Genomic DNA, 16477 nt, shown 5'->3' on the forward strand with positions numbered 1-16477 from the left:
ACATGGAAACACAAAAGGTATGGTTCGTTACAGGAGCCTCAAAAGGATTGGGTTTAACACTGGTAAAAGATCTGTTGCGCGAAGGCTATAAGGTAGCTGCTACTTCGAGGGATGTAGCAGCACTGCGCGCAGAAGCGGGATATCAGGGAAGTGATTTTTTGCCTTTGCAGGTAGACCTCACGGACAACGCTGCTGTGCAAGCAACCGTAGCCGAGATTATCGGCAAGCTGGGCGGCATTGATGTGGTGGTCAACAATGCTGGGTACGGACAGCTCGGCACCCTGGAAGAGCTTACCGACGAGGAAGCCCGCAAGAACTTCGATGTCAATGTGTTCGGCTCGCTGAATGTGATCCGTCACGTCATGCCGCACTTTCGTGACAAGAAGTCAGGTGCATTTTTCAACATCTCGTCTATTGCCGGCTACCTGGGTACTTTTCCGGGTTGGGGGATTTACAATGCGACCAAGTTTGCAGTCGCCGGGTTTACCGAAGCGCTCTCGGCAGAAGCGGCTTCGCTGGGGGTAGCAGCAACGGTGGTGTATCCGGGTTATTTCAAAACCAACTTCCTGTTGCAGGGGTCGCTGCGGACAGCCGCCAGCCCGATCGCCGCATATAAGGAAGCCCGTGACCTGGAAGTACTGCACAATGATCAGATCATAGGTAACCAGCCGGGCGACCCAGAAAAAGCTGCCGCCGCATTAATCCGGGTGGCAGCAATGGAAAGCCGGCCGTTGCACCTGTTCCTGGGCTCCGACGCACTCGCAATGGCGCACAGCAAAATCGAGGCTGTTCAGCATGATCTGGCCACATTTGAAGATGTGAGCAAGTCAACTGATTTTTAGTAAATCCAAATTCTATCTTAAAAGCAACCCGGTACCCTGTGCCGGGTTGCTTTGGTTTGCAGGGATTCAGGCAAGAACCACTTTTGAGGTTGTAGCCTGAAACTGTATAATCAGTTACACACAGCTTCTACAAGCCTGGCGTTTGTAACCGGTCGCTGAGTAAGAATGCCGCAGGTCTGCCAGGTATAACCAGACTGACATTGCCCTGACGCACCCCTGCCTTCGTTGGGTTATGAGCCGAAAATCTTGGATGCATCTGAGAAAAGAACCTGACAAACTGACTTTTGGCATATTTTTTGGTTCCGTTTATCGGGAATGATCTATTAACCCGGCTTTATGAGAGTAAAGCTCCTCGTCAGTCTTCTGCCGTGAACAGGTAAAATGGGAAGCTGGAAAACCATGTTAAACGAATATTAGATTAATGAAGAAGGGACATCATGTCGAAGCTCCCACTGCCTGGGAGAGATTAGTGGGAATGCTTTATGTTGAAAGATCGACAATCAATTTCATTTTCATTTACGCCATTCTGATTGGACTTATCGGGCTCACTTTGCCGCTGGGTACAACAGCCGTTTTTAACTTCTTATCCAATGGCGCATTATTCAGTTCTACGTATATATTGATCGGTATGGTGCTACTGGGGGTGATTGTCGGTGGGAGTTTGCTGATCGCCCAGTTGACGCTCGTGGAGGTACTTGAACAGAAAATCTTCACAAGAGCCGCCCTGGAATTTGCCTATCGCTTTCCGAGGATCAAAAAATCGGAGCTGGAAGGTGAATATCCTCCTGAACTGGTTAACCGGTTTTTTGACGTCACTACTATTCAGAAAGGACTTACAAAGCTCCTCGTCGACGTGGTCGCATCTACGGTGCAGATCTTTTTTGCGGCGATACTGCTTTCCTTTTACCACCCTGTGTTTATCGTTTTTGGTGTGATAACCGTGCTGGTAATCCTGCTCATGCTAGGGCTATTCTACAAGCAGGGCCTGATGACGAGCATTGAGGAATCGGAGTACAAGTATGAGGTGGTGGCTTATCTCGAATCCGTCGCGGCAGACCTGGACAGGTACCGCAACCAGCCTGCTCAGCTGAGCAAGGTGATCATGGAAACAGACAAGCTTACTTCCAGGTACCTCCGGGCCAGGAATGAGCATTTCAGGATTCTCCGGAAGTTTTTTGCGAGTTCGGTAGCATTGCGGACTGCGTTAATGGGAGGGCTCCTGCTTTTAGGTTCACATTACGTAATTGAAAGACAAATGACACTCGGGCAATTTGTAGCCGCCGAGGTGATCATCGTGCAAATCAGCTACGCAGTTGAAAAATTCATGACCAATCTGAATACACTCTTTGATATGGTAACTGGTAGCGAGAAGCTTGCTGTTGTTACAGATCTTGAACTTGAAGAAAGTGAGGTGAGACATGGCTAACGAAATGCTCGAACAAAACCGGTGGGAAGAAATGGGAGTACACTCCCGGGAACAGATCCTGACCACCCGCGCTCCGAAAGCATTGGGCAAGATCATGATCGGCCTGCTGCTGGTATTTATCATCGTGCTGTTTCTGCCGTGGCGGCAAACCATCCCGGGCCGCGGCTACGTGACTGCATTGCGGCCGGAAGACCGGCCACAAACTGTACAAAACCAGATTGGCGGTCGCATTGAGCATTGGGCGGTAAGGGAAGGTCAGCAGGTGAAAAAGGGAGATACTATCCTGGTAATTTCCGAAACCAGCCAGTCGTACTTCGATCCTGAACTGCCGGTGCGTTTACAGGAGCAGCTGTCTGCCAAAAAAGGCAGTGAAGATGCAGCTGCACAGAAAATGGAAGCGACCAACGCACAAATGCGCGCGCTTACCACAGCACTGTCGATCAAGCTGAATGCGGCGCGCAACAAGGTACGCCAGGCAGAAAACTACGTGACCATCGACAGCGCCGACCTGGTAGCAGTGCAGCGTTTTTACGAAATAGCGAAGTCACGATTGGCGCGGTATGAAGCCGGTTATCAGAACGGGCTCTTTTCGCTGACTGACATTGAATCAAGAAGATTGAAGTTGCAGGAGGATAATGCCAAAGTGATCAGCCAGCAGAACAAGCTGAACAACTCCATTCAGTCACTCCGCAATGCGCAGATCGACCTAGATAACATCAAGGCAGAGTACGATCAGTCGCTGGCGAAAGCACAATCGGACCTGAGCTCGGCATTGTCGAGCAGGGTAAGCGCGCAGGGCGAAATAGCCAAGCTTCGCAACGAGATATCCAATATCAATATTCGCCGCGGGCTGTACGTGGTACGTGCGCCGCAGAATGGATTTGTAGTCAAAACGCTGAAAGCGGGTATTGGCGAAAATATCAAGGAAGGCGAATCCATTGCCACACTTCAACCTGATGCGCCTTTGGTGGCAGCCGAGATTTACGTGGATGCAATGGATGTGCCGCTGATCCTGAACAACAGCGACGTGCGTTTGCAGTTTGAAGGCTGGCCTTCGGTACAGTTTTCAGGCTGGCCGTCAGTAGCAGTCGGAACTTTCGCGGGTACAGTATCGGTGATTGACCTGGTAAGCAGCGAAGGTGGGAAATACCGGCTTCTGGTGAAGCCGGCCGATCCGGTCCCGGAAAAAGACCAGCCCTGGCCCAAGCAGCTGCGGCAGGGTTCGGGCGTTTACGGGCGCGTGATCCTGCGGTCTGTTCCGCTTTGGTACGAAATATGGCGGTTGCTTAACGGATTCCCGCCGAGCTTGCAAAAGGAGCCGGATGTGCAGGTAGGAGCGAAGTGATGAAAAAGAGAGTGGCCGTAACATTGTTGAACATGGATTACTTAATAAAAGGGGAGCGATTGATCTTCCTGCTGCTGGCGCTTGTTGCCTTTCAGGTAACAGGCCACGCTCAGAACGATACCATTCCCGAAAATGCGCGGGTATTTGCATTGAAGGATTTTGAGCAGATCGTTCTGGCCAATCACCCTGTTGTAAAGCAGGCGGGATTGCTCGGCGAAGAGGCCAGGACGAAAGTGCAGCAAGCCTGGGGTGATTTTGACCCCAACCTCAAAAGCTATTTTGGCAGAAAAACCTTCGGTGGTACCGACTATTATAACAACTGGTCCAACGAGCTCAAAGTGCCGCTCTGGCTGGCAGGTGCAGACCTGAAAATCGGTTACGACCGCAATGTAGGTGCTTACACCAATCCTGAAACGCGCACAGCCCAGCCGGGACTTGCAGGGGTGGGGCTGAGTGTTCCGATTGGCCAGGGTTTCCTGATCGATGCGCGCCGGAATACATTGCGGCAGGCCAGGGTAATGGTCGGCTATGCCGAGGCAGAAAAGATCAAGCAGATCAACCTGGTGTGGTATGAAGCCGTGAAAGATTACTGGGACTGGTTTTATGCGTACCGTCAGTTTACATTGATCCGCGAAGGTACCGACCTGGCTTTAAAACGATTTCTGTTTGTCAAAAATCAGGTACTGATCGGCGATAAGCCAGCCATTGATTCCGTAGAAGCAGCCATTACCTATCAGGAGCGCAGCCTGCAGCTTGAAAAGATCCGCGTGGAGCTGAATAACTCGCGTCTGGTAATGTCAAACCATTTGTGGAATGAGCGCGAAGAGCCGCTGGAATTACCGGAAAATTCCGTCCCGCAGGATACAGAACAGCCGGGTGCGGATTTTTACAAAAACCAGCTGGAAACACTGATCAGCAATGCAGCCACCTCGCATCCTGAGCTGCTGTTGCTGAAAAATAAAGGTTTGCAGCTTCAACTCGAAAGAAATTACCGCAGGGAAATGCTGAAACCCAAGCTCAACGTGAGCGCCTCGCTTATTACCACCAGAACCGATTTTGGCTCTTATGTTCCTGAATATTATGATTTTCAATGGAGCAACTATAAGCTTGGGGTCGATTTTTCCTTTCCGCTATTCTTGCGCAGCCAGAGAGGAAAGCTGAATGAGATCAAAGTAAAACAACGCGCGCTGCAATACGATGTTCAGCAAACGGGCCGGGAGATCAACACCAAGATCCTGAGCTCCTTCAACAGCCTGCAAGCTTACGAATCACAGTTGGTCATTCAGTCCAAAAGCATCGATAACCAGCAGATACTTCTTAATGGCGAACTGGCCAAATTTGACCTTGGGGAAAGTACATTGTTCCTGATCAACAGCAGGGAAACGAAGCTGATTGATATGAAGATCAAGCTGGCGGAGCTTGTGGCGGGCTACCAGAAGGCAGTCGCACAGCTGTACTATTCGGTGGGAACGGTAACCGACAGGTAAGCCGGTAGCTACACCAGCCGCTCTTTGATGGCCAGACTGACGGCCTCCGTAGCGCTGTTCACATACAGCTTGTCGTAAATATTGCGGATGTGGTTATTCACAGTATTATAGGTAATGCGGCATTCGGAAGCGATCAGCTTGTAGCTGTACCCTTTAACCAGAAAGCTCAGTATGTGCTTTTCACGTTCGGTCAGGTGGTAGTCCTTTTTGGCTGTGGACTCTGCCGAGAAATACCTGAGTACCCTGGCGGCAATGCTGCCCGTCATCGGAGCGCCGCCTTCAAGTGCCTCTGTTAAGCTTTCTAAAAACCGCTCCGGACTTGTTTTTTTGAGCAGGTACCCATTTGCGCCAGCCCTCAGGCTTTCAAAAATTCGTTCGTCGTCTTCGAAGTTGGTCTGGATCAATACCGGCAAAGCACCGAAATGCTTTCTGACAAGCCGAGTTGCCTCGATCCCGTCCATGCCTGGCATGTCAATATCCATCAGTACAAGGTCGGGTTTGGAAGCTGTAATATCTGCAACCAGGTTGACTGCATTGGGAAAAGTGCCTGTACATGTAAAATCGCCGGACAGGTTAAGCAGCATTGCCACGCTGCTCAACCGTTCCTGGTTATCGTCGAAAATAATGATCCTTGAAGCCATCGTGCAAAATTACGGGATCAATGCCTGGGATGATATAGCAAATATTTGTTATTGCAACCTTCTCAAAAAATCAGGGTGATTACAGTTCCCTGCTCTGCTGCCGACTCTATTGTCAGTTGCCCCTTGATCTGTAATGCGCGCTGCTGCATGTTTGCGAGCCCATTGCCGCGCTTCGCGGATTTTTGATCAAATCCTTTTCCATTGTCTTCAATCACCATTTTGACCTGGTTCTCTTCCTGTCTGACGACCACGCGCATACTCGTGCAAGCGGCGTACTTGGCTGCATTGTTGAGTGCCTCTTTGAAGATCAGGTACAGGTTTTTGCGCTTCTGCATATCCAGTTTCATGTTTTCGAGCCTTGGATCTGTTTCAAAATGGAATGCAATTTGTTTGGACTCCGCCAGCGCACTGCCAAACTGGAACATGCGGGCAAACACATCTTCGATCTCGTCACTGCCCGCTTTTACGCTCCACACAATGTCACTGAGCCCTTCCTGCACCTGCTGTGCATTGTTTTTGATCTTTTGTACCACTTGCTGGTGTTCGGGCTTTTCCATTTGCATCAACAGCGCCTGGCTATAAAAGGTAATGCTGCTGAGCGTGCTGCCGATCTCGTCGTGCATATCGGCGCTGATCCCGTTTCGGATCTGCTGAATTTGAAGGATCTGTCGCAGGCGATAACGGTAAAAAAGATAGAGTACCAGCCCGATGGAAAGCATGCTCAGCAGGTAAAACCACACCGATTTATACCAGGGCGCAATCACCCTGAGAGGTACCTGCCACTCCTGGCTACTCCAGTCAGCGCCTGCTGCGGATACCTGTACCCGGAGCTTGTAGTTCCCTGCCGGCAAACTGTTCAGCAGTAGTTTGTTCCCGTTTTCAAAAATCTGCCAGCGGTCATCGTCCCAGCCTTCCAGTTTGTAGCGAAAGCGGTTGCGCGCGGTATTCTGGTAATCGGGGCTCATGAATGAGAATGCAAAAAGGCGGTCGCCGGGGTTGAACACGATCTCGCTGCCGGGGCGATGGTTGGTTACAGTGTCGGTACGGTTCCGGTCTGCATCGTATTTGGAATAGGAGATCAGCTGCAACGGACGTTCTTTACGGGCACTGAGGTCAATGCGCGCGGGATCGAATGCGACAATCCCGTTTAATCCGCCAAAGTACAATGTACCATCCCGAGATTTCAGGTAAGACCCGTGGTTGAACTCCATGTGCGGAAGTCCGTCGCTGGTACTGTAGTTGTAAAACTTCTGTGTGCGGATGTTGAAACGCGAGAGACCTTTGTTCGTGCTCAGCCAGAGATTACCGCGCGTGTCGGGCAGGGCTGCGTAAATGTTGTTATCAGGCAGACCGTCCTGCATAGTAAAAAGCCGCGCCTTTTTCAGAACCGGATCAATGCGGATCAAACCCTGGCCGGAAGAAGCCCATAATGCATTTTCATGCCAGATCGTGTGGAATATCTGCAAGGCGGGAAGCTGGATCTTGTCTTTCGGATTCTGTCCGAAATGCTCGCGGACAGTTGCATTCTTGTTAATCACATACAAACCATTCGTGGTACTCACCAGAATGCTGCCGTCTTTCCAAGCCATAAAATGGTTAACCCTCACATTCTTGATGTAGGCGCCTGCTTTGTCGTTGAGCAAAACGGGTTTCAGGTCGCGGGTATCTATCGTCGCCATGCCGCCCCAGGTTCCCATCCAGAGCGTATGTTCATTCAGTTTGTAAAAAGTAGTAAAACCGCGGCCGCTTACTGCGGGGAATGCAACCGGGTAATAGACCTCTGTTGCAGGATCAATTTTAATAAACTGGGTGCCGTCTGTCACTGCGTAAATCTGGTCTTGTGCAAAGAGCACTTTATAGGGAATTACATTGTCGCCGGGCAGATTACTCGGCCGGTGAAGCGCCATATGGCGGCGCATTCCAGTTACCGGATCAATCTGGTGAAGTAAATACGTTCTTCCATCCCGATTGAAACCGTAAGAACATACCCATATTTTTCCTGAATCGTCTTCCGTAATCCCGCGAATGCTGCTGCCGATATCTCCCGGTTTTTCCAGGGGTACATTGAGGTATTTCCGGAAAATCTCCTCGGTCAGCGTGATCTTGAAAAGTCCGTCTACGCACGAGATCCAGAAGCTGTCATCGGAGCTAAGGTAAGCGGCGAAAAAGTAGCTGGTAGCACCGGATTTCTGCTGCAGCTGGGAAGTCAGGTCGGTGAACTTGCCTGTTTTTTTGTTTAAAAAACCAATGTTCTCGGAGGCTTTGTACCAGCTGTAACCTCTTGAATCGTGACCGATATAGTCGGGAATTAAAGGCGTGTCAATTGCAGTAGCCGGACCAAGCTGTTGTGTTTCGAACACGTATTTGCGCGAAAATGGATCCTTACCGCCTTTTTTCTCATAATAAATAGTCAGCTCCCCGGGGGCAAACTGCACGAGGCTGGAAATTACGATATCACTGTTCAACTGCGCTTTATCCAACAGGTTGATCCGCCGGATGAGTCGCGCATTCGCATCTACCTTATCGAGGAATGTACTGCCTGTAAATGCATATCCATTGTTTTGTTTATCAAAAAAGAGCCTGGTTACCTGTGACTCGAATGCAGGCGAATGTCCAGGGCTAGCCGGCGGCGTATACAATGCGACCGGCACGCGCTTTTTGCTGAACTTCACGAGCTTGCCACCTGGTATCGCCGTCCATGTGTCCTGATTGTTGTCGAAGAAAATATCAAGATTTTGCCTGGTAGCCGCTCCTTTCAGATTGCTGGAAGGATCAATGGTCGTGCAGCGCAGATTCACAGGGTCAATCACACTGACGCCATTGTTATGCGCGAGCCAGATATCCCCGCGGGCGCCGGTCCGCATTTGGTTGATCAGCGTGCCGCCACCAATCGAGCGGGTGAGGAGGGAGGTGAAATTTTGAAATGTGTACCCGTCGTAGCGCCACAGTTCCTGGCCGGTCGCTACCCAAATAAACCCGCGCCCATCCTCTGCCAGGCAGCGTGTATTCCTGCTGGGCAACCCTTGCTCAGGGCCAAGCAGCTGGATGTTCACGCGCGTTTGAGGCCCCTGCGCCGGACAGGTGATTATGCCAGAATGTACCAGAAAGACAATCAGAGTGAAAACCCAAATTTTGCTCCGAAATAACAGGTGAGCAAACAAAACCAAATTACGCAGCATGCAATGAAGAACGGAGTTGAGAGGAAGATTTAAAAAAGACGACAAATTACCTGCCAAAACCTGCCTGAAATAGTGGATATAGCAAGAATTTGCTATTGCGCCTTGCTTACAGCATGCTTTGTTTTGTCCCCACAAGTTGCAACGACATTCAGGCAGGCTGTTTACCTGGTTACTTCCGGATTAAGTAGCTCTGAACCAATTTTTTACTCAACGTTATTCCTTTTTTACTCAACTTTTTTCAACCACCACACTGAACTTCCATGATGTACGGACGCGCTGGGCAGGCTGCGGGTGACGAAACCTGCTGGCTGTACAGTGACAAATCCGCACGGACCGGCAAGTTCAGCTGCCTAAACGAACATCTGACAGTTACATGAAAGCATTGAAAATTACAGGTAAGATCCTCGCCGGACTGGTGATAGTTGTTGTCGCCGCTATGATTTACGTTAAAGCCGCATTACCTGATACCGGTCCCGCTCCTGACTTGAAAGTAGAACTGACACCAGCTCGCATTGAAAGGGGCAAGTACCTCGCCAACCATGTAACTGTTTGTATGGATTGCCACAGTACCCGCGACTGGTCGCGGTACGCAGGGCCGCTATCGGGCGGTCTCGGTGGGGGCGGAGAAGCTTTTACGCAGGAAATGGGATTCCCGGGTAAGTTTTTTGCACCTAATATCACACCCTACACACTGGCCAGCTGGACGGACGGAGAAATCTTCCGTGCCGTTACCACTGGTGTGAACAAGGATGGAAAGGCGCTGTTTCCTGTAATGGGTTACCACCGGTTCGGACAGCTGGACCAGGAGGATATCTATTCGGTGATCGCCTACATCCGCGGACTGGCGCCGATCAAGAATGATGTGCCGGAATCCGAGCCCGATTTTCCGGTTAATTTTTTGATTAACACCATGCCCCAGAAAGCTGCATTTACGAAGCGGCCCGCCGAAACCGACCAGGTTGCCTACGGCAAATACCTCATTACCGCAACAGGATGCGTGGATTGCCACAGCAAAACTGAAAAAGGAAGTGTAGTGCCGGGCACAGAGTTCGGTGGCGGAATGGAGTTTAGCAGTCCGAATGGCGTAGTACGCTCGCCGAACATCACCATGCACAAGGAAACCGGCATTGGTAACTGGACCAGAGAAGCTTTCGTTGCGCGCTTCAAAGCATTTGCAGACAGCAATTATGTTGCCCCCAAAGTTGCACCCGGTGACCTGAACTCACCTATGCCGTGGACAATGTACGGCGGCATGAAGGAGCAGGACCTGAGTGCAATCTTCGCCTATCTGAATACCGTCAAACCGATCGAACACCAGGTTGTCCGAATGGAGAAAAGGTAAGCTCCTCAGCAGTTAACCAGCTGCTTCAACAACACAAATCATCACTGATCTCTCAGAAACGCAGAAAATTTCAGATAAGAATTTATAATCTACAAACTTGGTAGATTAAATAGTTTAAGTAAATTCGCGCTCCGATTTACATAAACTATATCCAATTCTTATGTCTCAACATTTGCGTGTTTCTCCTTTCAGCATGTTGACCCTGGGCTTGCTGCTGCTGGCTTTTCCGGGATTTACACAAAGCCTGGTCAAAGGAAAGGTTACATCTTCCACTGACCAGTCGGCATTGCCCGGGATCAATATTCTGATCAAAGGTTCTACTACGGGTACTTCCACCAATGCGGATGGTACTTTCGAAATCCAGGCCGGTGAAGAGGCGGTACTGGTAATCTCCGGCATTGGTTACCTGACGCAGGAAGTGCCTGTGCGCCGCCGTTCTCAGGTCAATGTGCAGCTGAGCGATGATACGCGCCAGCTCAATGAGCTGGTGGTGGTCGGCTACGGCACTCAGAAAAAGCGTGACCTGACAGGCTCCGTCAGCTCGCTGGATAGCAGGGATTTCAACAAAGGGGTACAAACCTCTGTCGACCAGCTGATTGCCGGGCGCTCGCCAGGGGTACAGGTTACCCAGTCCAGCTCTGAGCCGGGCGGCGGGGTAACGATCCGCATTCGTGGGGCCAACTCCATCAATGCCAATAATGAACCTTTGTATGTGATCGACGGCCTGCCGATTAATAACACTTCGGTGGTACCCAGCTCGACGGTGGTCACGGAACAGGCTCCGCGCAACCCGCTCAATGCATTGAACCCCAATGATATTGAATCCGTCGAAATCCTGAAAGACGCTTCTGCGACGGCGATCTACGGCTCACGTGGTGCGAACGGGGTTATTCTGATTACCACCAAAAAAGGGACCAAGGGAAAATTGAATGTGAATTACGCGCTGTCCGGCGGTATTTCAGAAGTGACGAAAAGGGTGCCGATGCTGAATGCAAAGCAGTATACGAGTCTGCTCAACGACCTGCGCGCCGACCAGAAACAGGCACCGGAGTTCTCTGCCGAGCAGATCGCGCAAATAGGAGCGGGGACTTACTGGCAGGATGAGATTTTTCAAAAAGGGTCTGTTCAAAACCATCAGCTGAGCTTCTCGGGCGGGCAGGACAAATTCAATTACTATGCTTCGCTGAACTACCTTGACCAGAAAGGCGTGGTGATCAGCTCGGGGATCAAAAAGTATGTAGGTCGCGTCAACCTGAATTATTCTGATGAAAAGTTCAAGTTCGGACTCAGTCTGAATTCCAGCAATGTAAAGGATGATTTTGTACCAAATGGCGTGAGCGTCAATGAGAGCGCGGGTGTGATCAACACGGCTATTTTCCAGGATCCCACGCTCCCGATCAGGAATGCAAATGGTACCTGGGCGCAGACACAGATCGTTAACCTCGAAAATCCCGTGGGACTGGCCAGCGAGGTAAGCGATTTTGCCACTACCAACCGCACATTCGCGAGTGTATTTGCAGAGTACTTCTTCCTGCCTTCGCTATCTGCCAAAATCAACTTCGGAACAGACCGCCAGGATTCGCGCCGCGACATTTTCACTTCCAGGCTTACCAAAAGGGCAGAAGGTACCAGGGGCGTTGCCAATGTGCTCACGAGCAATTCTTACAATAACCTGATCGAAGTTACAGCGCGTTACAGTAAAGCTTTGGATAAAAACAACCAGCTTGAAATACTTGGCGGGTACACTTTCCAGGAATTTGAAACAAGCTCACTTACGGCGGGGGCGCAAAACTTCCCCCTCGACGCGCTGGGTACGGATAACCTTGCTGCCGGTGCACAAAGCACATTTTCGCTTGGTTCGGGTCGCACTAAAAACCAGCTGCTTTCCTACCTCGGCCGCATTAACTATAATCTTTTTGACAAATACCTGCTTACCGCCTCCATTCGCGCCGACGGTTCGTCGAGGTTTGGGGATAATAACAAATACGGCGTTTTCCCTTCTGTTGCATTGGGCTGGCGCATTAAGGACGAGTTGTTTCTCAAAAATGTCCGCTCAGTCACTGATCTGAAATTCCGCGCAAGCTATGGGGTAACCGGCAACCAGGATATCGGCAGCTACAAATCGCTGGTGCTGCTCGGCCCGCAGGGACAGGCGATTTTTGACGGCGCTCCCTATGTAGGTATCTCTACTACCCAGCTCCCCAACCCGGACCTGAAATGGGAAACCACCACGCAGCTCGATTTGGGCATCGATTTCGGGGTGCTGGATAACAGGCTCACAGGGAGTATTGACTATTTCCATAAGCAAACCAAAGATCTGCTGCTGCAACTTCCCGTGCCGCGTACGACGGGTTTTACCACTACATTCAAAAATGTGGGCGGCCTGAAAAACTCGGGATTTGAGCTGGGGCTGAATTCGATCAACATTACTGCGCCATTTACCTGGCGGACTGCGGCCAATTTCTCGACCATAAAAAACGAGGTAACCGATCTGGGTGCATTGCCTTTTATTCTGGGCGGCTCGGCGGGCTTCACCAACGATTTTACGATCATCCGCAAAGGCGATCCGCTCAATGCCTACTATGGTTACATTGTTGACGGTGTTTTCCAGACCGGCGAGGATATCGCTTCTTCGGCGCAGCCTTTGTCGCGGCCGGGTGAGTACAAGTACCGGGATGTAAATGGCGACGGGGCGATTAACTCGCAGGACCGGACGATCCTCGGTTCGCCATTTCCCAAATTCACTTACGGGCTGAACAACGATTTTACTTACGGACCTTTCAACCTGTCGTTTTTCTTCCAGGGGGTGCAGGGCAGCAAGATGTTTAACCTGAACCGGACCGAGTCTGAAAACCCGATTTCTTTCCGCCGCAACCGGCTGCTTGAAACCTATACCGACCGCTGGACGCCAACCAATCCGACGAATAAAAACTCCTCTGCTGTCCCCGTCGCGGTGGCTTACACGAGTAATGTGAACAGCCGGGCGGTGGAAGATGCCTCTTACCTGCGCCTCAAAACATTGCAGCTCACCTACAACTTCCCGACTGCCAAATGGAAATATGTGCGCAATGTGCAGATCTACATAACCGGCCAGAACCTGTTTACCATTACGAAATACACGGGCTACGATCCCGAAGTGAGTGCATTCGGAACTTCCAATGTGCGTGCGGATTACAATGCATTTCCGCTTTCACGTACTTACACGGCCGGTTTGAGTATTAATCTTTGATATTGATAAAAATGAAAAAGCTGCTATATATCTTTTTATTGCTCAGTGTTTTAGGCTGCGACAAGCCGCTGGAAGAAGAGGTTTTTTCTTCATTCGGTCCTAATAATTTTTTCAAAACGGCTGACGATGCCGAGGCGCTGCTGAATGCGGCTTATGCGCTGGAACAAAAGCAGGGTACCGACGGATTCCGGAACATTTTTGTGATGGCCGAAGTCACTACCGACCTGCTCATTATCCGGGAGGGCGGGTTGCGCGGGCTGGCGCAGCCGCTGGAAGATTTTACCTGGAATGCCTCCCACGAATTTTTCGATGTAGCGTGGACGCGGTACTACAGTGGCATTTACCGCGCCAATCTCGTGATCGACAATGTGCCTGCAATAGAACTGGACGAGGAAAGGAAAAAGCAGATCGTGGCCGAAGCCAGGTTCCTGCGCGCCAGCGGATACATCTATCTGTATGATCTTTTCGGGCCAACGCCGCTCATTACCAGTAGTATCAGCAGCAGTGAAGACCGGCCGGCGCGTGCTACCAAAGAAGAGTTCGTCAGGTTTGTGACGGACGAGCTGAATGCAGTAAGTGAGATCCTTCCTGTAAAAGCCAAAAATTATGGCAGGGCGACCAAAGGCGCTGCGCTCGCATTTCTTGCCAAATTTTATCTTAATAATAAAGAATGGGCAAAAGCCAGCGAAACAGCCCAGAAAGTAATTGATCTGAACACTTACAGTTTGTTTAACAGTGCTAACCGCGCCGATTTGTTCAAACTGGCCAATGAGGTGAACAGTGAGTTCATTTACGTGCGGCCGCACATTGCGCAGCCGGGCCTGGGTACCAACTATCTGGCACACGCCGCGCCGCCCAGCTACAAATTCAAGGGTAACCCCAAGGCCAACTACGCGACGCAACTGAAAACGCTGTCTGCATTTTACGATTCGTTCGATCCCAAAGACCAGCGCAGGCAGGTGTTCCTGACGGAGTACGATGACCTGAGCGGCAAGCACATTGTGTTGGGACAAGATGACAAAAGGAGCTTCAAGTTTGAAGAAGACCTGAATGCAACCGCCGCCGATTTGGGAAACGATTTTCCGGTAGTACGTTACGCAGATATCCTTTTAACTAAGGCGGAGGCATTGAATGAGCTGAATGGTCCGACAGCGGAGGCACTTGGCCTTCTCAATCAGGTTCATGTAAAAGCTGGTCTGGCTGCTTTGACACTGGCTCAGCTTCCGACGAAAGAAGCTTTCCGTGCGCAGATCCTGAAAGAAAGAGGGTGGGAGTTCTTTTCCGAAGAGCTGCGCCGCCAGGATCTGATCCGCCACGGCAAGTTTATCGAATGGGCAAAGGCGCGGGGCAAGGTTGCATTTGATCACCAGGTACTTTTCCCGCTGCCGCAAAGCGAGATCGACCGTAATCCAAACCTCAAACAGAATGAAGGTTACAAATAAGTTATTGAATTGCATTGCAATGGTTTTGGTACTGACAGCTTTGTCGGTACCGAAACCAGTATCGACTCAAACTGCGAAGCCGAACATTGTGGTATTCCTGGTGGACGATATGGGCTGGCAGGATACTTCTGTGCCGTTTTGGGAGAAGGTAACAGACTTTAACAAACGTTACCACACACCCAATATGGAGCGGCTGGCGCAGGAGGGAATGAAGTTTACCAATGCGTATGCAATGCCCGTTTGTACCCCCACGCGCGTGAGTCTGATCACGGGAGTGAATGCGGCGCATCACCGCGTTACACACTGGACCTCGCCCAACCAGAACACCAATACTGATTTTGCAGACACGACAATGCAGTTCGTCGACTGGAACATCAATGGTTTCAGTCCCGAAGCCAATGTGCCGCATACTTTTCACGGAACACCTCTTCCTGCGGTTTTGCGCGACAATGGGTATTATACGATTCACAGCGGAAAAGCGCATTTCGGCTCGAAGGGTACGCCGGGCGCAGACCCTGTTAATCTGGGTTTTCAGGTCAATATTGCGGGGAGCGAGATCGGGCACCCAGCGAGTTATTTAGGCGAGAACAATTATGACAAACCAAACAATGGAAAGCCCAACCGCAATGCGGTACCCGGCCTGGAAGCTTACCACGGTACCGGCACTTTTCTGAGTGACGCAATTACAATGGAAGCTATAAAGGCGCTGGAAAAGCCTGTTTCGGAGAAGAAGCCGTTCTTTCTTTACCTCGCACATTATGCGGTACACACGCCGCTGGATGCTGATAAACGCTATGTCGACAAGTACTTGAAATTGGGTTTGGACAGTCTGGAAGCGAAGTACGCCGGGTTGATCGAGGGAATGGACAAGAGCCTGGGGGATTTGCTGAAATACCTGGACGATCAAAAGCTGGCTGATAACACAGTGATCCTGTTTATGTCCGACAATGGCGGGCTGAGCACCAAGCCGCAGCGCGGAGGCAAAGCGTGGACGCACAACCTGCCGCTCAAAGCGGGAAAAGGTTCTGTGTATGAAGGGGGGATACGCGAGCCAATGCTGGTGCGCTGGCCGGGTGTGGTGAAGCCGCAGACTACCGCGGCGCAGTATGTGATTGTGGAAGATTTCTTTCCCACCATACTGGAAATAGCCGGTGTAAAAAGTCCTGAACTGTTCCAGCAGGTTGACGGAAAGTCCTTTTTGCCGATCTTTAAAAATCCTGCATTCAAGGACGATCAGCGCGCGCTGGTGTGGCATCATCCCAACCGCTGGATTGCGCAGGAGGGGCCCAACATTCATTTTGCAAGCGCATTGCGCAAAGGCGACTGGAAACTCATTTACGACTACCGGAACCAGAAGCTGGAACTCTACAATCTCAAAAACGACATAGGCGAGCAAAAAGACCTGGCAGCTTCCAATCCTGCGAAAACAAGGGAGCTAGCCGCATTGCTGACCGCGCAGCTCAAAAAATGGAACGCACAATTACCTGTTTTCAAGAAAACCGGCATGCCAGCTGCGTGGCCTGACCAGCTCGCTACGCGCTGAA

The 16477-nt window shown here is 50.8% G+C and carries 10 protein-coding genes; 8 read left to right on the forward strand and 2 right to left on the reverse strand.

Features of this window, described 5'->3' with window-relative positions:
• The first annotated feature begins 2 nt into the window (after positions 1-2).
• The 4 genes from ASG33_RS15320 to ASG33_RS15335 all read left to right on the forward strand — a co-directional run bounded on the left by ASG33_RS15320 (position 3) and on the right by ASG33_RS15335 (position 5100).
• Positions 3-842, forward strand: a complete 840-nt coding sequence (locus tag ASG33_RS15320) for an SDR family NAD(P)-dependent oxidoreductase (protein WP_056287086.1) — start codon at positions 3-5, stop codon at positions 840-842.
• Between the two features lie 421 nt (positions 843-1263).
• Complete coding sequence (locus tag ASG33_RS15325; RefSeq protein WP_056287088.1) at positions 1264-2268, forward strand: ABC transporter; 1005 nt, start codon at positions 1264-1266, stop codon at positions 2266-2268.
• Positions 2261-3613 carry an HlyD family secretion protein gene (locus ASG33_RS15330; RefSeq protein WP_056287092.1) on the forward strand — a complete coding sequence of 451 codons (1353 nt, stop codon included), beginning with the start codon at positions 2261-2263 and terminating at the stop codon, positions 3611-3613. The genes ASG33_RS15325 and ASG33_RS15330 overlap by 8 nt, the downstream gene beginning before the upstream one ends.
• 32 nt (positions 3614-3645) lie before the next feature.
• The gene (locus ASG33_RS15335) at positions 3646-5100 is read left to right on the forward strand and encodes a TolC family protein (protein WP_056287095.1); all 1455 of its coding nucleotides are present in this window, start codon (positions 3646-3648) and stop codon (positions 5098-5100) included.
• A gap of 8 nt (positions 5101-5108) precedes the next feature.
• On the opposite strand, the gene ASG33_RS15340 is transcribed toward ASG33_RS15335, so the two are convergent.
• Positions 5109-5741 (reverse strand): response regulator transcription factor, encoded by a 633-nt coding sequence (locus ASG33_RS15340; RefSeq protein WP_056287098.1) that lies wholly within the window; start codon positions 5739-5741, stop codon positions 5109-5111.
• Positions 5742-5803: 62 nt separating this feature from the next.
• The gene (locus tag ASG33_RS15345) at positions 5804-8794 is read right to left on the reverse strand and encodes a sensor histidine kinase (protein WP_162242748.1); all 2991 of its coding nucleotides are present in this window, start codon (positions 8792-8794) and stop codon (positions 5804-5806) included.
• A 499-nt stretch (positions 8795-9293) separates the two neighbouring features.
• On the opposite strand from ASG33_RS15345, the gene ASG33_RS15350 reads away from it, so the two are divergent.
• From ASG33_RS15350 to ASG33_RS15365, 4 genes are all read left to right on the forward strand, one after another.
• Positions 9294-10262, forward strand: a complete 969-nt coding sequence (locus tag ASG33_RS15350) for a c-type cytochrome (RefSeq protein WP_056287106.1) — start codon at positions 9294-9296, stop codon at positions 10260-10262.
• 160 nt (positions 10263-10422) lie between these two features.
• Positions 10423-13491 carry a TonB-dependent receptor gene (locus ASG33_RS15355; RefSeq protein WP_082489246.1) on the forward strand — a complete coding sequence of 1023 codons (3069 nt, stop codon included), beginning with the start codon at positions 10423-10425 and terminating at the stop codon, positions 13489-13491.
• A gap of 11 nt (positions 13492-13502) precedes the next feature.
• The gene (locus tag ASG33_RS15360) at positions 13503-14933 is read left to right on the forward strand and encodes a RagB/SusD family nutrient uptake outer membrane protein (RefSeq protein ID WP_056287112.1); all 1431 of its coding nucleotides are present in this window, start codon (positions 13503-13505) and stop codon (positions 14931-14933) included.
• On the forward strand, positions 14917-16476 hold the full coding sequence (locus tag ASG33_RS15365; protein WP_056287115.1) for a sulfatase: 1560 nt from the start codon (positions 14917-14919) through the stop codon (positions 16474-16476). Before ASG33_RS15360 ends, ASG33_RS15365 begins: the two co-directional genes overlap by 17 nt.
• The last annotated feature ends 1 nt before the right edge of the window (position 16477 follow it).

It is taken from the genome of Dyadobacter sp. Leaf189, from assembly GCF_001424405.1.
Taxonomy (GTDB): domain Bacteria; phylum Bacteroidota; class Bacteroidia; order Cytophagales; family Spirosomataceae; genus Dyadobacter.